The 19,283-nt window shown below is 40.7% G+C and carries 21 protein-coding genes; 11 read left to right on the plus strand and 10 right to left on the minus strand.

Annotated features, from left to right (window positions below):
• Positions 1-2: 2 nt before the first annotated feature.
• The 6 genes from lepB to rpoE all read right to left on the minus strand — a co-directional run bounded on the left by lepB (position 3) and on the right by rpoE (position 5,600).
• The gene (gene lepB, locus HWV02_RS20330; protein WP_211677623.1) at positions 3-917 is read right to left on the minus strand and encodes a signal peptidase I; all 915 of its coding nucleotides are present in this window, start codon (positions 915-917) and stop codon (positions 3-5) included.
• A 4-nt stretch (positions 918-921) separates the two neighbouring features.
• Positions 922-2,718 (minus strand): translation elongation factor 4, encoded by a 1,797-nt coding sequence (gene lepA / locus HWV02_RS20335; RefSeq protein WP_211677629.1) that lies wholly within the window; start codon positions 2,716-2,718, stop codon positions 922-924.
• Between the two features lie 91 nt (positions 2,719-2,809).
• Entirely contained in the window at positions 2,810-3,289 is a 480-nt protein-coding gene (locus HWV02_RS20340) for a SoxR reducing system RseC family protein (protein ID WP_211677632.1), read from the minus strand.
• A gap of 87 nt (positions 3,290-3,376) precedes the next feature.
• Entirely contained in the window at positions 3,377-4,417 is a 1,041-nt protein-coding gene (locus HWV02_RS20345) for a MucB/RseB C-terminal domain-containing protein (RefSeq protein WP_211689241.1), read from the minus strand.
• A 13-nt stretch (positions 4,418-4,430) separates the two neighbouring features.
• Positions 4,431-4,979, minus strand: a complete 549-nt coding sequence (locus HWV02_RS20350) for a sigma-E factor negative regulatory protein (protein WP_211673187.1) — start codon at positions 4,977-4,979, stop codon at positions 4,431-4,433.
• A gap of 42 nt (positions 4,980-5,021) precedes the next feature.
• Positions 5,022-5,600, minus strand: a complete 579-nt coding sequence (gene rpoE / locus HWV02_RS20355) for an RNA polymerase sigma factor RpoE (protein ID WP_067041729.1) — start codon at positions 5,598-5,600, stop codon at positions 5,022-5,024.
• A 304-nt stretch (positions 5,601-5,904) separates the two neighbouring features.
• Here rpoE and nadB point away from each other — a divergent pair, with 304 nt between their 5' ends.
• Entirely contained in the window at positions 5,905-7,509 is a 1,605-nt protein-coding gene (nadB, locus tag HWV02_RS20360) for an L-aspartate oxidase (RefSeq protein ID WP_211689242.1), read from the plus strand.
• Positions 7,510-7,590: 81 nt separating this feature from the next.
• Here the strand turns inward: nadB and HWV02_RS20365 are convergent, their stop codons facing one another.
• The 4 genes from HWV02_RS20365 to HWV02_RS20375 all read right to left on the minus strand — a co-directional run bounded on the left by HWV02_RS20365 (position 7,591) and on the right by HWV02_RS20375 (position 10,857).
• Complete coding sequence (locus HWV02_RS20365; protein ID WP_211677638.1) at positions 7,591-8,097, minus strand: DUF4442 domain-containing protein; 507 nt, start codon at positions 8,095-8,097, stop codon at positions 7,591-7,593.
• A gap of 65 nt (positions 8,098-8,162) precedes the next feature.
• On the minus strand, positions 8,163-10,082 hold the full coding sequence (locus tag HWV02_RS20370; protein WP_211689243.1) for an alkaline phosphatase family protein: 1,920 nt from the start codon (positions 10,080-10,082) through the stop codon (positions 8,163-8,165).
• A 138-nt stretch (positions 10,083-10,220) separates the two neighbouring features.
• Positions 10,221-10,628 (minus strand): protein YgfX, encoded by a 408-nt coding sequence (locus tag HWV02_RS23070; RefSeq protein ID WP_342357616.1) that lies wholly within the window; start codon positions 10,626-10,628, stop codon positions 10,221-10,223.
• Positions 10,606-10,857 carry a succinate dehydrogenase assembly factor 2 gene (locus HWV02_RS20375; protein WP_211673191.1) on the minus strand — a complete coding sequence of 84 codons (252 nt, stop codon included), beginning with the start codon at positions 10,855-10,857 and terminating at the stop codon, positions 10,606-10,608. Before HWV02_RS20375 ends, HWV02_RS23070 begins: the two co-directional genes overlap by 23 nt.
• Before the next feature lie 120 nt (positions 10,858-10,977).
• Between HWV02_RS20375 and ygfZ the strand changes: the two genes are divergently transcribed.
• The 10 genes from ygfZ to HWV02_RS20425 all read left to right on the plus strand — a co-directional run bounded on the left by ygfZ (position 10,978) and on the right by HWV02_RS20425 (position 19,227).
• Positions 10,978-11,964, plus strand: coding sequence for a tRNA-modifying protein YgfZ (gene ygfZ / locus HWV02_RS20380; protein WP_211677642.1), 987 nt, complete (start codon positions 10,978-10,980; stop codon positions 11,962-11,964).
• A 377-nt stretch (positions 11,965-12,341) separates the two neighbouring features.
• Positions 12,342-13,118 (plus strand): AfsA-related hotdog domain-containing protein, encoded by a 777-nt coding sequence (locus tag HWV02_RS20385; protein ID WP_211677644.1) that lies wholly within the window; start codon positions 12,342-12,344, stop codon positions 13,116-13,118.
• The gene (locus tag HWV02_RS20390) at positions 13,111-13,809 is read left to right on the plus strand and encodes an HAD family phosphatase (RefSeq protein WP_211677645.1); all 699 of its coding nucleotides are present in this window, start codon (positions 13,111-13,113) and stop codon (positions 13,807-13,809) included. The genes HWV02_RS20385 and HWV02_RS20390 overlap by 8 nt, the downstream gene beginning before the upstream one ends.
• Complete coding sequence (locus HWV02_RS20395; RefSeq protein WP_211677647.1) at positions 13,806-14,834, plus strand: aldo/keto reductase; 1,029 nt, start codon at positions 13,806-13,808, stop codon at positions 14,832-14,834. Before HWV02_RS20390 ends, HWV02_RS20395 begins: the two co-directional genes overlap by 4 nt.
• Positions 14,835-14,883: 49 nt before the next feature.
• On the plus strand, positions 14,884-15,510 hold the full coding sequence (locus tag HWV02_RS20400; RefSeq protein ID WP_211677649.1) for a hypothetical protein: 627 nt from the start codon (positions 14,884-14,886) through the stop codon (positions 15,508-15,510).
• A 120-nt stretch (positions 15,511-15,630) separates the two neighbouring features.
• A complete protein-coding gene (locus tag HWV02_RS20405) occupies positions 15,631-16,464 on the plus strand; it encodes a hypothetical protein (protein ID WP_211677651.1) in 834 nt (277 codons plus the stop codon).
• Positions 16,465-16,579: 115 nt separating this feature from the next.
• Positions 16,580-17,047, plus strand: a complete 468-nt coding sequence (locus HWV02_RS20410) for a MarR family winged helix-turn-helix transcriptional regulator (RefSeq protein ID WP_211677653.1) — start codon at positions 16,580-16,582, stop codon at positions 17,045-17,047.
• 328 nt (positions 17,048-17,375) lie between these two features.
• Positions 17,376-18,599 carry an MFS transporter gene (locus tag HWV02_RS20415; RefSeq protein WP_211677655.1) on the plus strand — a complete coding sequence of 408 codons (1,224 nt, stop codon included), beginning with the start codon at positions 17,376-17,378 and terminating at the stop codon, positions 18,597-18,599.
• Positions 18,596-18,991, plus strand: a complete 396-nt coding sequence (locus HWV02_RS20420; protein WP_211677657.1) for a carboxymuconolactone decarboxylase family protein — start codon at positions 18,596-18,598, stop codon at positions 18,989-18,991. Before HWV02_RS20415 ends, HWV02_RS20420 begins: the two co-directional genes overlap by 4 nt.
• Before the next feature lie 14 nt (positions 18,992-19,005).
• Entirely contained in the window at positions 19,006-19,227 is a 222-nt protein-coding gene (locus HWV02_RS20425) for a tautomerase family protein (RefSeq protein ID WP_211677659.1), read from the plus strand.
• Positions 19,228-19,283 lie beyond the last annotated feature (56 nt).

Raw genomic sequence — 19,283 nt, forward strand, 5'->3', positions numbered from 1 at the left:
AATTATTTTAACTTGCCAATACGACTAAAGCGTATACCCGTTGGGATCCAACTAGGTAATAAAGAATCTGGGTCGCGTTCAAATTCGAAACTCGTCCAAATGAACACAGCCTTTCCGACTAAATTTGCTTCCGGAACAAAACCCCAAAAACGGCTATCAGCACTATTATCACGGTTATCACCCATCATGAAGTAATGACCATCCGGTACAACCCATTCATATTGACGGGTTGGCGGATTATCTTGCTGATAAAAATCACGCACTAAATCAGGACGGCTAGGGTTAATTAAAATGTTGTGTTTAACATCCCCAAGTTGCTCTGTGTATTGCTGTAATTCAACCATTTGATCTTTAAATTTGCCAATTTCGACTAAACTAAGATCGAGTTTTTTAAACCCTGCGCAGTTTGTTCCGCTGCATGCTTGTTGAATGAAAACCTGCTTTCCACGATAGGCTATACGATCACCCGGCAAACCGACCACACGTTTAATGTAATCAACGGTTGGCTCTGGTGGGTATTTAAATACCGCAACATCACCACGCTCTGGTTTACCTGTTTCGATAAGTGTAGAACGTAATACCGGATCTTTAACACCATAACTAAATTTTTCAACCAGAATAAAATCACCAACTAATAACGTTGGCATCATAGATCCTGATGGAATTTGAAATGGTTCGTATAAAAATGAACGTAATACCATCACCGCTGCAATCACAGGGAAGATCGATTTTGCATTTTCAACAATAAACGATTCTTGCCCTAATTTTGCAATAGCTTCCGCTGGTAATTCTGCTTGAGATTGAGCAAACGCGACTTTTTCAGCGCGTGCCTTTTCCCAAATCAGTTTATCTAACGCCCAAATAATACCGCTAACGAAAGTAACCAATACCAATATTAGTGAAAAATAGGTTGCCATTTATCTAATCCTTTCCGATATGCAACACAGCCAAGAAGGCTTCTTGAGGTACTTCAACATTACCTACTTGCTTCATGCGTTTCTTACCATCTTTCTGCTTCTGTAGCAGTTTTTTCTTACGGCTAATATCACCGCCATAACATTTAGCGATCACGTTTTTACGCATTTGCTTTACGGTACTACGGGCAATAACTTGTGAACCAATAACCGCCTGAATTGCAATGTTAAACATTTGACGAGGAATAAGTTCCTTCATCTTTTCAACCAGTAAACGACCACGATTAATCGCATTATCTCGGTGAGTGATCATCGCTAATGCGTCGACACGATCCGTGTTAATCAATACATCAACACGCACCATGTCAGCAGCATTGAAGTATTTGAAAGAGTAATCCAATGACGCATAACCACGGCTTGTCGATTTCAAACGGTCAAAGAAGTCCATTACTACTTCACCCATCGGGATCTCATAAGTTAATGCAACTTGCTTGCCGTGATAATCCATCTTAGTTTGTACACCACGCTTGGCAATACAAAGGGTTATTACATTACCTAAGTATTCTTGTGGTACTAGGATGTTACATTCTGCAATTGGCTCGCGAATTTCTTCAATATCATTAATTGCCGGTAATTTAGCTGGGCTATCAACGTAAACAACTTCACCTTTTTTGGTTTCTACTTCGTAAACAACCGTTGGTGCCGTCGTAATCAGTTCAAGATCGTATTCACGCTCTAAACGCTCTTGAATGATTTCCATGTGTAGTAAACCTAAGAAACCACAACGGAAACCAAAACCAAGTGCAGAAGAACTTTCTGGTTCATAGAATAAAGACGCATCGTTTAGGCTGAGTTTACCCAGAGCATCACGGAACGCTTCATAATCGTCAGAGCTAATTGGGAACATACCCGCATAAACCTGAGGCTTAACTTTACTAAAACCAGGTACAGGTGCATCAGCAGGATTACGCGTATTAGTTAACGTATCACCCACTGGAGCGCCTAAAATATCTTTGATTCCGCAGATCACGAAACCAACTTCACCGCAGTGCAACACATCTGTATCTGTTTGTTTTGGTGTGAAGATACCGACTTTATCAACAAGGTGAGACTCACCCGTAGACATAACAGTAATCTTGTCACCTTTACGTAGTACACCATTGGTAATACGAACCAAAGATACAACGCCTTGATAATTATCAAACCATGAATCGATGATCAACGCTTGCAGTGCTGCGTCTTCAGAACCTTCTGATGGACATGGAATGTCTCTAACAATTGTTTCAAGTACGTCTTCGATACCTAAACCAGTCTTAGCAGAACAACGCGTTGCTTCCATTGCATCAATGCCAATAATTTCTTCGATTTCTTCTGCTACGCGATCTGGATCTGCGGCAGGTAAATCGATTTTATTCAGGATCGGCACAACTTCCAGATCCATCTCAATAGCGGTATAACAGTTTGCGAGAGTTTGTGCTTCTACGCCTTGACCAGCGTCGACAACAAGTAAAGCACCCTCACAGGCTGCTAATGAGCGAGAAACCTCATAGCTGAAGTCCACGTGCCCTGGCGTATCAATAAAGTTAAGTTGGTAAGTTTCACCATCCTTCGCTTTATAATCCAGCGTTACGCTTTGTGCTTTAATTGTAATGCCACGCTCGCGCTCAATATCCATTGAGTCAAGAACCTGTGCAGCCATTTCACGGTCAGATAAACCACCACAAAATGAGATCAAACGATCTGATAAAGTTGATTTACCGTGATCGATATGGGCAATAATTGAAAAATTACGAATGTGTTTCATGAGTTAGATAATATCCAATACTTAGTAGATATGACACTTAATGAGGCAGATTTTAACGGATTTAAGGGATGACTGCTATCTTTCATTGCTTTTAATCAGCGCGCCATTGCCCTATCACTTCCGATTGAGCTACAACACCTAGCATTTTAGGTTTAAAATCAAAGCGTTGGTCAAATGTAACGCTTATTTTCCGCGTGCAACTAAAACCAATGTAACCACCAACAAAAGCCGCGAGAATAACCAAGCCTTCACCTTCAAATTGGAAAACTTGTGATAAATACTGACCAAGACCAAGTGAGAGTAAAATTGCCGCTAATGGTAACAAGTAAACCAGCATTGCGCTGGTGACTAAATTTTTTTCACGTAAACCAATTTCGATTTTGTCACCCGTAACAACATCTGCTGTTTTAGTGACCGTAAAACGGTGAGTACGATGTGGGAATGCTTTAGCTACAGTCCCGGTACCACAGTTATCGCTCGCGTGACAATGGTTACAAGCAGATTGGCTTTCGCACTGTACCGAAACCTGATCACCAGTAACACTTTGAACGATAGCTGTTTCAATAATCATACGGTAAATGCCTTATATAAAACAATCGTAACCGACTTAACAACACAAACCTTTTATTGTTAAACGCGGTTACGCATGCTAGAAAAATTAGTTATCAGTATTACGGACGACTGATTCAGCAATTTTCTTGGCGGTAAAGCTAGGCACTTCACCCACCACGACAATCTCAATGTCGTCTGTAATTTTAGATTGTAAACTAATTTGTCCCGATACACCTAACCCTTGGCTTAAACTACCCGCTTTCGCATTAGTATTAACATAGATAGATATATCGACTAACCCATCAGAAAACTGCATATAATCAATTGTTTGACCTATACCTGCGATCTGGTGTTTGTTGCTCACAATTTGTTTGAAACCATCAGGTATCCAAGTCGCTTTCCACTCCGATTTCGTTGGTTCAGGCATTAATGCTTGTGTTTGCATTGCTGATAATACCGGTGGTAATTTTACCGCATTGAGCTGCTCTAACCAAGGCGTCACATCAGGGAATTGATACAGTGAAATAGCCATCACTTGGAACACCACTTCACCACTGTCTTTAATCATGTCAATACGCAGCGGTAAATTGGTAGTTAAATCTATCCAGATTAAATAACCAAAGCGATATTTATCATTCGGCACAACACGTACAATTTGACTTAAACGCCCTGTCACACGTGATTTTCCACCAACATATATCGCTTGGTATAAGCTATCATCAAGCGTCAATTCAGTTGCCATTAAATCAAATAATAACCCCGGAATAGCGGTTGATGATAACGAATAACCTGGCTGCTCAGCTTCAAAGAAACTGGTGATATTACCGCGGCGTAAATATTCACGTGGATTACCATTTAATGACAGTAAATGTCCAACAGACACACCATCAATTAGCCCATGACTATAACGCATAGGGGTAATTCTACCACGTTCAATTTCGACATAAGACAGATCATAATTTAACTGCTTAAACGCCGTTTTCATCTTGTCTAGCAATGCGTCAGCGGATAATTTTGGTTGTCCTGAAACACTCTTATTCGCAACGCTATTATCGAGTTGTTCACTGCTTGACGTTGCTTCACTCCATGCCTGCGGCGTAAAAAATGAAAACAACAAGATCCACAAACCAACACTTTTCTTGAACATTACTGGCTCACTATTATTGCTGGATGCGTTTTTGTAATTGATGATCAAGTACAAATGCATTAATACGACGCACTTGTTCTACCTTTTCTTCATCCGTAAATTCTGGCTGTACTTGACGCGAATCAGGTGATTCAACACTAAAACTAACTGGTGATGCAACACCGGCAAACGGCATCACATTCAGCGCTGGTTCAAGTCCTGTTATTGGAGCTTCGGTATTGCTGTATTGCACACCCGTAATCACCATTAACGCAACTGATGCCGCAATCGCAAATTGACCACCTGTTTTTAGCCAAGGCTGGATTACTTTCTGATAGAAAGAGCTGTCGTTTGCACTTTCTTTTGGCATTGTCAGTTCAGGTTCTTCGGCGATAGCAGCTGTGATGGCACGGGTAAGATCTAAATTAACCGTTGCAGGTGTTTCACCACGCATCACATCACCAATCATGTGGTAATGCTGCCAACTTGAAGATAATGCTTCATCCTTACCTAACTCATCAAGTAGTGCAGCATCGATATATTCATTGTCTACTAAGGAGGATAAACGTTCTTTTTCTATCATAATTAATTACCTAAATTTACTCGTCCGTAATCTGTGTTTAACTTACTGTTGAAGTAAGGGTTTTAATTTTACTTCAATCGCTTCACGCGCTCGAAAAATACGTGAGCGAACAGTACCCACTGGGCAGCTCATGACAATACTTATATCGTCATAACTCATGCCTTCCATTTCACGTAATGTTATCGCTGTACGTAATTCATCAGGTAACGCGTCAATAGCAGAAAAAATTACTGCTTTCATTTCTTCCGCCAAAATAATCCGTTCTGGTGTTGATGACTCACGCATGCCATCATTACCTTCGTAAAACTCCGCATCTGCAGCATCAACATCATTTGCAGGTGGTCGTCTACTTTGCGCAATTAAATAATTTTTAGCTGTGTTACTGGCAATCCGATATAGCCAAGTATAAAACGCGCTATCACCTCTAAAATTAGGCAACGCACGATACGCTTTAATAAACACTTCCTGAGTCACATCGGCAACGTCACCACTGGCTGAAACGTAACGTGAGATCAGGTTCGCCACTTTCTGTTGGTATTTAGTCACCAATAAATTAAATGCGGCTTTGTCACCGCCTTGAACTCGCTCGACTAATTGCAAGTCCGTCTCTTTTGCACTCATTAGTAACTCATAACCTCTTATTATCCTGATGACACTAGTATTACTAATGTGTATTTTTCAGACTGCGTTATATAAATAAAGTTCGTTTTAACGCCAAATAAAGTTCGCCATTGCGCTAATTAAATCAAAATAAGGACAAATAAATCAAAATACCTTTTTATTGCCCGAGATTTAAAGCTTATAATGCCCTACTTAGAGTTATATCTAAACAACCTCAAGATGCACAACCTGCTCATCTCTGATATAGCATTTTGACGTAACTTGGGTATAGACATAACAGCATACTACAAATAGAGCGGAAACTATGAGAACAAATGCGGAATACCAAAGCGATGTACTGATTATCGGCAGTGGTGCCGCAGGACTCTCACTTGCCTTGAAACTCGCAGATCACGCTAAAGTGACAGTATTAAGTAAGAGTAGCTTAACCGAAGGGTCAACTCTCTACGCACAAGGTGGTATCGCCGCCGTTTTTGATGAAGCTGACAGTGTTGAAGGCCATGTATCCGATACCCTTGTTGCAGGTGCAGGTTTATGTGATGAAGATACCGTTAGCTTTACAGCAAGCAGCGCGGCCGCCAGCTTAAACTGGTTAATAGATAAAGGCGCACCATTTGATCAAGTAGCCGATGATAATGGTGAACAGCAGTATCACCTAACCAAAGAGGGTGGTCATAGCCATCGCCGTATCTTGCATGCCGCAGATGCCACTGGTAAAGCGGTACAAACTACATTAATCGAAAATGTCAGTCAACATCCTAACATTACCTTAATGGAACGTTTTAACGCGGTTGATCTTATTTCGACTAAACAGCTTAACCAAGCGACCAACCGTATTGTCGGTGCTTATGTGTGGAACCGAGAAGCCGAGAAAGTAGAAGTGATTAAAGCACGCTTTGTTATCTTAGCAACGGGCGGTGCAAGTAAGGTTTACCAATATACCAGTAATCCTGATGTCTCTAGTGGTGACGGTATTGCCATGGCATGGCGCGCAGGTTGCCGTGTAGCCAATATGGAATTCAATCAATTCCACCCTACCTGCTTATTCCACCCTGATGCAAAGAACTTCTTATTAACCGAAGCACTACGTGGTGAAGGGGCCTATTTACGTCATGCAGACGGTACCCGTTTTATGCCAAGTTTCGATGAACGTGCTGAATTGGCTCCGCGTGATATTGTTGCCCGTGCTATCGACTTTGAAATGAAACGTCTGGGTAGTGATTGTGTATATTTAGATATCAGTCATAAACCCGCTGAGTTCGTTATTAGTCATTTCCCGACTATTTATGAGCGTTGCTTGAAGTTAGGTATTGATATCACGACCGACCCCATCCCAGCAGTACCCGCTGCACATTATACCTGTGGTGGTGTAATGACTGACTTAACGGGTCAAACTGATATGCGCGGTTTATACGCGATTGGCGAGGTAGCTTATACGGGTTTACACGGTGCAAACCGTTTAGCCAGTAACTCATTATTAGAATGTATTGTGTTTGCCCACGCAGCGGCAGACGATATTTTATCAAAACTGCATAAAACCCGTAAAGATTACCGTATTCCAGCCTGGGATGAGAGTAAAGTGACGAACTCAGATGAAGAAGTTATTATTCAACATAACTGGCACGAACTACGTCTATTTATGTGGGATTACGTGGGGATTGTAAGAACGACAAAACGTCTAGAGCGCGCCCTGCGCCGTGTGAATCTATTGCAGCAAGAAATTGATGAGTACTACAGTAATTTCCGCGTCAGTAATAACTTATTGGAATTAAGAAACCTGGTGACAGTAGCAGACTTGATCATTCGTTGTGCGTTAGATCGCAAAGAAAGTCGCGGCTTGCACTACACGCTCGACTACCCAGAACAATTCGACGAACCACAACCAACTATATTACAGCCTAAGGTATAACTTATGGCTGGTTAGCCGTTATAAAAATAAGATGCAAGAAAGCAGCTGTCAGGCTGCTTTCTTGCATCAGCGACGGCCTTATCAACCACCGATTTTTTTAGTCATACTTTTTAATGACAACATTAAGGTAAAAGCGGCTACTGGCTCATCCCCAGTACTATCTGGACAAGTGGCGATAACCTTAATCGGTCTATTTAATCGCTCACCAGTGATCACAGCTTCCTTTACATACTGAGCGATATCGAGCCCTTGCACGCAGGTAAAGTAAGTATCCCCCTCTGCACGTTTAATAAAATCAACTTGCATCGATTTCAATGCGAAGCCCACCTTAACGCTTTTCATTTGCGTTTTGTGCATTGCAGCTAATACGCCAGTGCAGTCAGCACCACTTGCAAGTACCCCGACAAACATTGAGTTCAGGTGATTTTTGTTGCGTCTTTTAAATGGGATCTTAATCGTACAAGTACGCTCATCAAGTTGATGTACTGAAGGTCTAACATAAAATAGCGAGGGTACTTTAAGTAAGGTAAATAATCGTAGAAATAGCGTGTACTTAGTCGTTTCTGAAAATAAGTTGAATAGCTTCATCCGTTTAGCCCTTATAATGCATTGAAAATAAAGACTAACACGAATTAAGTTCCGCAAAGTAGAATTTAATCATGCTTGGGCGGAACAAACTGAGTTTCAGTCATATCACTGTGTAATACTGCGATCTTGCTCGGAGCACCATTCTCAGCAAAACTAACCATGCCAATACCACTGTGATTTACCAAACGTTTATCTCTGGCATTATTAGGTTTACAACCTCTAATTGTCATACGCTTACGCTTAGTAAAAAAGTTCAGAGGTGAATAATAACCGTATAACCAAGCATTGAGCTTATCAAAACACGATAACAATTTTTCGGGAAACTGATTTTTAAGTCCGCTACAAGTGATTTGGTATATTTTCGGTCCTCCATGGCGAAAGCGAATACCGACCTCATACGCAAACGAATAGTGTACATCACCCGACAGGATCACAAACTGCTGCGGAGTTTTACGGTGCATAAAAATACTCAACAAGGTATTAGCGGTACCCGGATGTGCCATCCAGTTTTCTGCATCAACCATTAACGAAGCCCCGCACATAGTCGCAATTCGCTGGATCGTTTCAATCACTTTTACACCATACATTGGCGCAGGGGACACTATAATGACTTTATCTTGCCCTACTAGCTCATGCTGAAATTCCATCAAGGCTTCCCAATCCATAAGCCCTGAAGGTTTAGCTAAATTAGATTCACTGCGCCAACGCCTTGTACGTGTATCTAAGACCACTAATTTAGGCGATGTTGCTAAGGTATAGTGCCATTGTTCATACTTAAGTAAGGCGGTAATTAAGTCATCCTGAGTCTGCATCGAGGGTGAGTTGAAGTAACCAGCTAATGGCACGCTTAAATTAGCAATCATACACTGTGGATTATTCCCCAAACCTTGAAACAAAGTATAACCAATTAGCGCATTACCAATGATCCGTTTCGAAAATGTATGGCCATAAGCGGCTTCTTCCCATTTCGCAGTCAGATTCCAGTCATCAGTAACATCATGATCATCAAACATCATATAAGTCGGTAAATGAGCCATCAGGCGACGAACTTTACTTAGCCCCGCTTTAAAGACTAGTAAGTTATCCCATTCATGCTGCCAACGCGTCAAATGTTCAGCGGTTAAGCCTTCTACGTCACGAGGAATCGAGATCTGTTGCCATAATTCTGGTGACCAAGAGAGTAGATACAAGGCCATCACTTCACTGGCACTAACTAAGTGGTTTCCTGCCGATGTTGAAGTAAAAACAGCATGATTAACATACCAATTATGCAGTGCTGTTTTAGCGGGGTATTCAGTGCGGGGTAATAGGTCTATATGCCGTTGATACATATCTTCTGGCTGATAACCCAGTTCACGACTATTACTAATATTTGCCGAAAGAAACGTCTCATTTGGTAAGCCTAATAAATCAATTACTTTCCCGATAGCATATAGCATGGGTCCAGCCACATCATCGACATAAACCTGATCACCACTCAGCATCAATAATGCAGGTCGCTCATCTAATGAAGGCATCTGCTGCAATCGAATATCAGCAGCAACTAACGCATCAGCACTATCATGGTGAGGCTGACGGCATGAGCCATGCAACAAATCATTAATTGTCGGCTTAACAATAACACTTGGCAGAGGAAGTATTGTATTATCGACAGCGTGTATATCTGTGTAGCAAAGCCCTTCAATTTGAGCAAAAACATTTCCTGATATCGCATCACAGAGTTGATATTTAACTTCAATCTCCGCAGGCAATAACACCTCGGCTTTCACATTAATTAAATACTGATAGGCATGTTTACCGAGTTGAATAGTGTGTACTTCATCACCCGTTAACTGACGTGAAAAGTTGGCTCCCTGTAAGGTTAAATTCAATTCAGCTAACAACGTTGAACTCACAAACCATAAAGTGAAATGTTGTATATCGCAATGACGTAATATCGGTCCAGCAATAATAAGTGGTAATGATTCAGAAGTTGACGTTGGCATTTATCGCTCTTAATAAAAAAGTAAAGCTATTGCAGAATAAACTAGAACGTGGACAGTTACAGTTTGAAGATGAACTTACCAGTACTTAAACAATTCTTTACGCTCAAATAAAGTGTATACCCAAGTTACTTCAAGCTGCTATTTTAAAATTTTAATAGTCCGAACTAGGCGGCGATAATCAGTATCGTCGATAGCATCACGCATTATACACAATGACTGAACGCGCCCCTTATTTAAGCTGATATAACTTAACTGAATAAAAAGGTCGGCGCTGCGTGAACATGGGGTAATTGCAAATAACTCTCCCCCAGCGTCAAACTGAATGTAACCATTGGTGAAATAGGTAAAACAGGGACGGCGTAGCCAATGTTGCCTGCATTGAGAACCACACAGAGCAATAATGACTACGGAATAAACCAATTGCAGTGGTATAAGTACCAGCCAAGTCAGCAGCAAACCGAGCACCGAACTATGTATTACAATACACAGCAACAACCAGTATTTAGATGGGCGTAACGTGACGCTACACTTTAACTCTTGAGACAATTTTATTCATCATATAGGCTAACTCTGGATCTTCACACTTTTCATGACCCATTGCCCAAGCAAATAACTCTGGGTCTTCGCCTTCTAACAAGCGTTGGAAAATCAATTTATCTTCATCTGATAAATCATCATAAGCTTCATCCACAAACGGACGAAATAATACATCGAGTTCTAGCATGCCACGGCGACAAGCCCAGCGTAAACGCGCCTTTGAATCTAACTTCGTCATCTTTTTCCCTTATCATATTGTCCATAAGTTAATTCTATCATAAAAATAAACAAGATCTTATAAAGACAAATGCTTGCGTTCAATCTACCATAGAGAAAACCAGCCAGAGAAGAGTAAACAATGACGCAATTTAATAAACTGACCCTAGCATCAACAGACGCATTACCAAATGTGATCGTAAGCGAACTATCGCACTGGGGATTGATGACTGCAACAGGTGAGCAGCGTTTAAGTTACTTACAAGGCCAATTGACTTGTGATCTGGTGGGCTTAGAAGATCAACAAACAACTTGGGGTGGTCATTGCGATCCAAAAGGCAAACTGTGGTCAACATTCCAAGTAGCTAAAAAAGGCAATTCATTTTATTTCATCATGCGCAAAGACGCATTAGCGATCACTCTGCCTGAACTAAAGAAATACGCGGTATTCTCAAAAGTCGAACTGACCGATGCCTCTGCATTTTGTAACCTTTACGGTGTCGCTGGCGAGCAAGCAGAGCAGTGGTTGAATAAGACTTTTGCAATGACGCTAGGCGAAGAAGCTGTTACTCATTTACCAAATGGTTTTGTGATGCGACTTATTGGTGAAACACCGCGTTTCTTAGTCTTATTACAAAAAAGTGATGCCTCGCTGCAACAAATCAGCCAACACTTAGCTGAAGCAGCAACCGATGATGGTTCATTCTGGGATGCGTTAGATATTTTAGCCGCAGCACCGATTGTGAGCGTAGCAATGAGCAGCGTGCAGATCCCACAAGCATTCAACCTACAAGCTTATGATGGTATTAGCTTTAAGAAAGGTTGCTACACAGGACAAGAAACAGTAGCTCGTGCTAAATACCGTGGTACCAACAAACGTGCTATGGCGATCTTAACTGGTGCAACAGCTACTGAAGTAAACAGTGGCGATAACATTGAATTACAACTGGGTGAGAACTGGCGTAGCAGCGGTAAAGTAAACCTAAGCTACCGTTATAGTGACGGCGTGCAATTGATTTCAAGTGTGATGCCAAATAACCTTGAAGCAGATAGCGTGTTTAAAATTACCGATAACGAATCAACGTTAGCCTTCATGCCATTACCGTATTCATTGGTAGACGCAGACTAACTGTAACACGGTTAAGTTATCATTGATTATCGGTTTATTATCTAGAATAAACCGATAATACCTATCGCCACAGTCCTATCAGCAATCACATTCTAAATGTAATAAATACTTTCCCTTTATTGTATACAACCTGCGGCTCACAAACATAGTATGACGCCTAACTACATTTGACAAGCAATAAATTATTATCTTACCAATCAAAACACCACTAAATAACTACCCACTTTTATATAAAAAAAGCCATTGACAATACGATTTAAGCATGCTTAATATAATAAGGCGTCTTACTATATATTTAACACCTATTATTAATTCGCAATATTTACGATTTACCAAACGCTTTTATAAAAATAAAATCAACAGGTTGGAGAGTAATAATGGAAACTAAAACTATGTTAGTTGTGGGCAATATCTTTTCAAACTTTGCCGAAATGCATGAAATGGTTATCACCTTTGATTCATTTTTTGAAATCTTAGAAACAGGGTTCGTAGACAAGTTTTACTTACGTATTGGCCAAGGGATTTCTAACACAGAGCTTACCGAAATTGTTCAAGCCATTGCAGCCTCAAAACATAAAAACAAATTTATTTTCAACGACACCAAATTACTCGCCTATCAAGATGACGCTGAGCATCAGCGTAAAGTACATAAGCATTATTCCTCGAATGTCATGATCTCACCGCCACTCAACCTAGGGGCAAGTTGCTTCACCAGCGAACTACATCTACAAAGTGATTGCGAAGAGCTAGGCGACCACACTACAGGTCAACACATTCAGGGCATGATACTCGTCGAAGCCGCTCGCCAAATGATGCTATCGGTCAGTGAAAACTACTTACTTAAGGAGGGAATTAAAGGTAATGCTTACTTCGTATTACACAATATCAATATCGTCTTTAAAAACTTCATGTTTCCCGCCAATGCAGAGATACGCTTCATCGCATCCAACATAGAGCATAAAAAAGGTGGCTCAATGCATGCGGAAAGTATTACCACATTTTTCCAAAATGACATTGAAATGGCAGAAGTATCAATCGACTTCACCGCTTACGACCAAAACTATATAGCTGCAAAAGAAAATGCAATGGCCGAAGCAACTTGTGATGTGATTGCTGAAACCTGCGAGGCGGAACAGGAGCTTAAATATGCCTAATAGCAAGATTGAAAATGTCCAAAAAATTGCATTCTTTGACGTCGATGAAACCATCATCAACAGTAAGAGTATGTTCGATTTTCTGCGTTTTTATCTAGAACGTAAAAGAGGTTACCTAGGCACAGCTCAGTATCAAATATATTGGTCGATGTGTAAATCATTCGTCAAGTTAGGCATCAGTCGCGACAACATAAATAGCCTGTATTACCGCCTTTATCGTGGAGAAAGCTACCAACGGCTGATGCTAATTGGTCAAGCGTGGTATGCGCAACGTAAACAGCAAAAGGATTTTTTCATTCAACCAAGCGTAGACCGCTTAATAAAGTTAAAAAATGACGGTTATGACATTGTATTTGTATCCGGTTCATTCCGTCCTTGCTTAGAACCGCTTGCCCAAGCACTCAATGTAAACACGATTTTGTGTGCAGAGCTAATCGTCAATGACGATGTGATATCAGGAAAGCTATCGCAACAAGCAATAGGTAATAAAAAAGCACGCTTAATTCATTCATTGCTCGAGGCAACAGGCGTTAACCCAAAGGATTGCTACGCATTTGGCGATCATATCAGTGACCTCGCCATGCTCAAGATGGTCGGACACCCTATTGTTGTCGCTAACTGCCCTGAACTGATAGACATTGCCGAGCACAATCACTGGGAACAAATCAAATATATCAAGGAGCCAGTATGAATATGTTAACAATAGGTAAGAGTCAACTCACCGTCACTCCGCAAGGCTTAGGCTGCATGGGAATGTCAGAATTTTACGGTCAAAGCGATGATGACCACAGTAAACAACTATTGCAGAGTGCAGTGTCTTCTGGGGTGAATTTCTTTGATACAGCCGATATCTACGGTTATGGCCGTAATGAAGTATTACTGGGGGAATTTATCGCAACTATCCCCGACCGAACACAAGTTGTGATAGCCACCAAATGCGGCATTATTCGTGACGAACACGACGCACAAAAACGTGGTGTAGATAATAGTCGTGAATATATTTTCGCATGCTGTGAGGCCAGTATTGCGCGCCTAAATACCACCATAGATCTCTATTATTTACATCGTGTGATTGATAATCCAGACGCTATTTTCGTCGCTATGTCGGCAATGGCATCATTACTAAAAGCCGGTAAGATTAAAGCCGTTGGACTCTCTGAAGCCAACGCAGAGTATATTCGTTACGCCCACCAATGTTTATTAGATATAACAAAAGGTAACCATGGGATCAGTGCCGTGCAATCGGAATACTCATTACTCAGCCGTGGAGTAGAAAGCGATGGGGTCCTCGATGCATGTAGTGAGTTAGGGATTACATTTATTGCATATAGTCCGATCAGTCGTGGATTATTAAGTGGCGAATTGAATACCCTTGATAAATTAGACCATGATGATTTTCGTCGTACGCTCCCCCGATTTAGCGATGAAAACCTGAGCCATAATAACAAATTAACCACAGCATTAGCTGAATTAGCACAAGCCAAAGCCTGCACACCAGCACAACTAGCACTCGCTTGGTTAATGCATCAATCTCCTGCGGTGATCCCAATACCAGGAACCAAACAACAAAAATATTTACAACAAAATATCAATGCAATGCAAGTAAAGCTTAGCGAGGACGAGATGAGTTTACTAAACTCACTAAGTTCTGACTTTCAAGTGCAGGGGACTCGCTATACCGAACAAGCCATGCATAGCTATGCACTCACCGAATAATGGTTCAATTTTTAACTGTATCTTACTCATTTTTTTGAAGGAAATCGTTATGAAAAACAATCTAATTATTAGCTCAGAAGTTATCGCCCTCAATTCAGAAACCACTGCCGCATGGGATATTTGGTGTAACGCTGGAAATGCCGAATTACCATCCGGTGCTGTGCGCAAATGTTACTACTTAGAAGAAAACGAAAACCATTTTTTAGAGCTTATTGCTGTTGAAAAATTCAGTGATCTCGAAACATTAATGATTCAACGCGAAGCATTTATGACCGAGCTGTCACCTTTACTAAGCAGTGATATTCGTCAGCAAGTCTTTCAACTCGAAGACACAGTCAAGGCAATCGACACCGCGCTACCAACGACAGAGAAATTGCAATTACGCTACATTGAAGTGCCATTATCTGTAAAAGACGCTTATCTTAATTGGCGTGAAGATACTATCTTTGAAGTTGTACGTGGCGCTTCACAGATTGATTGCTTCCTTGCTTATCGAACGCTATTTAGTACCCAACCAGGGGTCATGTTCTTCTCTGGCTTCAACGGAGACAGTAGCCAATATATGGCCGATATATTCCTAACACCCAAGTACCAACAGATAGTCAAAGAGGCCGGTGATCAATACATCACAGGTGGTGCAGATGGTCTTTATACGCGTATTTTTGTTGCGGCATAACTTTTTATTCCATAACTTTTCTTATTACATAACTGTGTTGTTGCTACATGACATAGCAGGCAGGTAAGTGTAGATATTACCAATGCACTTACCTGTTCTTATCGAAACAAGGGGCAGGTGATGAAACGACAATATGCATTAACAGTAACAACACAAGGACCACTCTACCCACCGAGTGAAGTCTGGGATCAAGAGGGAAACTTTGTGGTGATCGGCATGATTAACAAACGGATTGGAGATAACCAAGTTTCACCAACATGGGGGGCAGCCATTGTATCTCCGCAGTCTGAACTCCCCCACTTCGGTTCCTTAGCGGAGTACGATATTGTCTCCGAACTCGACTTAACCGACCTAGGTGAATACGGGGATCAACCTTTGTACACACTGCCGCTTCCACTTCCCTGTAATAATTACGAGATGCTCTTTGCTCCCCAGCAAAAGTCGGATAGCAAAGACGTGATACGCGTCAGCTTACCGCTACACGATGCAGTGCCTGATTTTGAACTTGAACATAGTCGTCAAAACGCTCAGCCAATCACACTAAACCAATGGATCAAAGCAGAGGGTAGCTTAACCGTTGAGGTATTGAGTAACCAACATGATGCTAAATTCAGCATCCGTTTCAAGCATCTAATACCAAATAGTTTGTATACCGTCATGGCGCTAAGAGCGAATGATTTAGACCCATTAAACCCAACAAGACCAGGTCCCTTAGGTGTACCACACTGCTTTGTTACTAATGAATATGGTTGTGCGAAATTTAAATCAATAATGCAAAATCCCTTTCCAATAGAAGAAGGCAATCGCATTATCAACATCGTTGTCTTGTACATGAGTAGTCAATGCTCTAATGGCGGTGCGATTGGTATTTATGGACTCGGCGGAGACATTCATGCACAGCTAAAATTGACAGGGGCTTCTTTCCAAGAGTTCAACACAAATAACGGAGGTTAGATGGAAAAGGACGACTATATTTACCAATCATACAATTAATTGACATATAATAAGACGCCAAACAATATGATGAGTTAATATATTAGGACGATACAATGAACAGGAGGTCAAATTAATGAACCCTAAATATGTAACACTCTGCAAAGAAGCTAAAAAGAGAGACGTAGATAGTGAAGCTATTGCTTTACTGGGCCAATTCTTTACGCTTAGTAATGAATTAACAAATACTTGCGTTAACAACCTTAATCAATTTGAGTTACTTGAAGGTCGTTTTGTTTCAATGCTGATGATTAATGATAAAGAATCTGCAGCACCTCACGAAATTTCAAGCTTAACGGGTTTAACGAGAGCATCAATCACTTCAACGATAGACTCGCTTGAAAAACGTGGTTTCGCAGTACGAGAAGCGTCAAAAACAGATCGACGTTCGTTGACGGTAAAATTAACAGCTGAAGGCCAAACGATCTTAGATCAAGCAGTAACATCTCAACTTAATTGGTTAGCAAGCTTAACCAAGTCATTAGATGAAGATGAAAAAGCCGCATTCAAATCAATTCTAACCAAGATAAGCAATAATCTTTAAGTAAGCTTATTATGTAAAGAGTAAAACAGTACCGCCAAAGGTACATTGTTTTACTCTTAAACATCAACTTATTGATTTGAAATATAATTAACTGCTATTTTCAATCTAGTCACCTGCAGTAACTATATAACGATGCACTCCTAAATTGGTAGATACAACCAAATAAACACCACTTTTAAACATAATTATTTGTTATTAATATAATCACTCCATAAAGCTGGACTTTGCGATTCACGATATGCAATAGTCATATAGTACGGGGTCATACTATATGACCAGATACCTTTAAGCGACAAACTAGATCTCAGATGGATATTAGGGGAATATAATGAACAACACAGAAACGAACAGTTCTTTAGAAACATCGAACTTAAAAATGTGGCTATCAATCATCATATTAGCGATCGCTACATTTACTATTGTTACCGCAGAACTCGCCCCTATTGGCTTATTAACACCAATGGCTGAAGGACTACAACAATCAGAATCAATGATTGGGCTCACCGTGACATTTTATGCATGGATAGGGGCAATAAGTGCGCTTTTATCTTCTGCATTTTTGGGGAACCTACCGAAAAAAGCATTACTTATCACACTGATGTTTATTTTACTTATTTCAAATACCTTATGTGCGATAACGACTGACTATTACTGGTTCGTCGCAGCCAGAGTCATTGGAGCTCTTGCTCATGGTGCATTTTGGGCAATGATAGGCGCGCTTGCTATGTCTCTGGTACCTGCCCGCCATGTTGGACTTGCCACATCCATTGTTTTTGGTGGTGTGTCAGCAGCGAGTGTTTTCGGTATTCCGATTGCTAACGTCATCGCTGCCAACTTAAGCTGGCAAATGGCATTTTGGGTAATTTCTGCTTTAAGTGTTTTTTCACTTTTGGGGATATTGCTGTTAGTTCCAAATATTAAATCACAACATGCTATCGGTATTTCAGTCTTAAAAGATGTCATTAGCAATCCGGTATTATCTAAAATTTATATTGCGACATTATTGGCAATCACAGCACATTTTAGCGCGTTTACGTTTATTGAACCTTACTTACATGCGTCAAAGGCGATTAGCGATAACTTCATTTCCATCGCACTATTTACATTCGGTATTGCGGGATTAATGGGTAACTTCATTACAGGTATGTTCATTGACCGATATCTTAAACCATTAATCTTATTATCCGTTGCCATGGTTGCCGTAAGCTTACTTATTCTCGGTATTTTTTCTAGCTCACTTAACCAAACCGCTATTTTTGCGTTAATTATATTTTGGGGTATATCCGTTTCTGGTATTTTTGTTGGTTTCCAAACTTGGGTGTTACGCATTGCCCAAGAGGATGCATTTCCAGCGTCAGCCATTTATGTCGCCATATTTAACAGTGCGATAGGTACAGGCGCGCTATTTGGCGCATGGATAATGGCAAACTTTGATTTCACTGTATTAATGAGTTTTTCAGGTACCGCGATCGTTATATCGCTATTTATGATTTCAATTATTCCGAGCAATATCAATGATGCACCTTCACAACTAGTTGGAGATAACCTATGAGTACACACACAACCGATATATCAGAGTACGGCAAAGAGATAATGAATACCTTGCAGCCTGGTCTAGCTGATCAAGTCATCTCAAAGTTAGGGGAATTAGATGATGAGCTTCCCAAGCTAATTGTTAATTATGCTTTTGCAGATGTCGTTGGCAGACCGGGATTAGATATAAAAACACGAGAAATGATAACCGTCGCGTCCTTAATCACCTCGGGTAACGCTCAGCCACAGCTTGAGCTGCATATGAGGGCATCTTTGAATGTAGGTGTGACAGAGAAAGAGTTACTTGAAATAGTCATACAGATGGCTATTTACGCTGGAGTGCCTGCTTGTATGAATGCGATAACGGCTTATCGTAATGCCGTGACAACATTTAATAAATCAAATCAGTAACAGAGGACTAACCTATGCCAATTATCAATGTAACGACGTGGAAAAGTGACGATAAAGAAATGAAAAAAAAGTTACTGCAGGAACTCACCAAAACAACACATGAAGTGACTGGTGCACCGCTTGATAAAATAACAGTTTATATTCAAGAAATAGAAAGAAGTGAATGGGCTGAAGCAGGGGTAACGGGAGATGATACGAACTTTCCAATAGAAAGCCGCCGCAAAACATACACTTAGTAAAAAGCCCTGTGAGATTTATCGCACAGGGCTTTTATATGCATAAATTAAAGCAT

This window comes from Moritella sp. 28 (assembly GCF_018219435.1).
Taxonomy (GTDB): Bacteria; Pseudomonadota; Gammaproteobacteria; order Enterobacterales; family Moritellaceae; genus Moritella.

Bases quoted from the DNA above. Each gene is read 5' to 3' on its own strand.
- HWV02_RS20425 (WP_211677659.1), top strand. From the start codon at position 19,006: ATGCCAATTATCAATGTAACGACGTGGAAAAGTGACGATAAAGAAATG.
- HWV02_RS20415 (WP_211677655.1), top strand. From the start codon at position 17,376: ATGAACAACACAGAAACGAACAGTTCTTTAGAAACATCGAACTTAAAA.
- HWV02_RS20365 (WP_211677638.1), bottom strand. From the start codon at position 8,097: ATGAAGCTATTCAACTTATTTTCAGAAACGACTAAGTACACGCTATTT.
- HWV02_RS20375 (WP_211673191.1), bottom strand. From the start codon at position 10,857: ATGACGAAGTTAGATTCAAAGGCGCGTTTACGCTGGGCTTGTCGCCGT.
- HWV02_RS20410 (WP_211677653.1), top strand. From the start codon at position 16,580: ATGAACCCTAAATATGTAACACTCTGCAAAGAAGCTAAAAAGAGAGAC.
- HWV02_RS20385 (WP_211677644.1), top strand. From the start codon at position 12,342: ATGGAAACTAAAACTATGTTAGTTGTGGGCAATATCTTTTCAAACTTT.
- HWV02_RS20370 (WP_211689243.1), bottom strand. From the start codon at position 10,082: ATGCCAACGTCAACTTCTGAATCATTACCACTTATTATTGCTGGACCG.
- lepB (WP_211677623.1), bottom strand. From the start codon at position 917: ATGGCAACCTATTTTTCACTAATATTGGTATTGGTTACTTTCGTTAGC.
- HWV02_RS20340 (WP_211677632.1), bottom strand. From the start codon at position 3,289: ATGATTATTGAAACAGCTATCGTTCAAAGTGTTACTGGTGATCAGGTT.
- HWV02_RS20390 (WP_211677645.1), top strand. From the start codon at position 13,111: ATGCCTAATAGCAAGATTGAAAATGTCCAAAAAATTGCATTCTTTGAC.
- rpoE (WP_067041729.1), bottom strand. From the start codon at position 5,600: ATGAGTGCAAAAGAGACGGACTTGCAATTAGTCGAGCGAGTTCAAGGC.
- HWV02_RS20350 (WP_211673187.1), bottom strand. From the start codon at position 4,979: ATGATAGAAAAAGAACGTTTATCCTCCTTAGTAGACAATGAATATATC.
- ygfZ (WP_211677642.1), top strand. From the start codon at position 10,978: ATGACGCAATTTAATAAACTGACCCTAGCATCAACAGACGCATTACCA.
- HWV02_RS20345 (WP_211689241.1), bottom strand. From the start codon at position 4,417: ATGTTCAAGAAAAGTGTTGGTTTGTGGATCTTGTTGTTTTCATTTTTT.
- HWV02_RS20395 (WP_211677647.1), top strand. From the start codon at position 13,806: ATGAATATGTTAACAATAGGTAAGAGTCAACTCACCGTCACTCCGCAA.
- lepA (WP_211677629.1), bottom strand. From the start codon at position 2,718: ATGAAACACATTCGTAATTTTTCAATTATTGCCCATATCGATCACGGT.
- HWV02_RS20420 (WP_211677657.1), top strand. From the start codon at position 18,596: ATGAGTACACACACAACCGATATATCAGAGTACGGCAAAGAGATAATG.
- HWV02_RS20405 (WP_211677651.1), top strand. From the start codon at position 15,631: ATGAAACGACAATATGCATTAACAGTAACAACACAAGGACCACTCTAC.
- HWV02_RS20400 (WP_211677649.1), top strand. From the start codon at position 14,884: ATGAAAAACAATCTAATTATTAGCTCAGAAGTTATCGCCCTCAATTCA.
- nadB (WP_211689242.1), top strand. From the start codon at position 5,905: ATGAGAACAAATGCGGAATACCAAAGCGATGTACTGATTATCGGCAGT.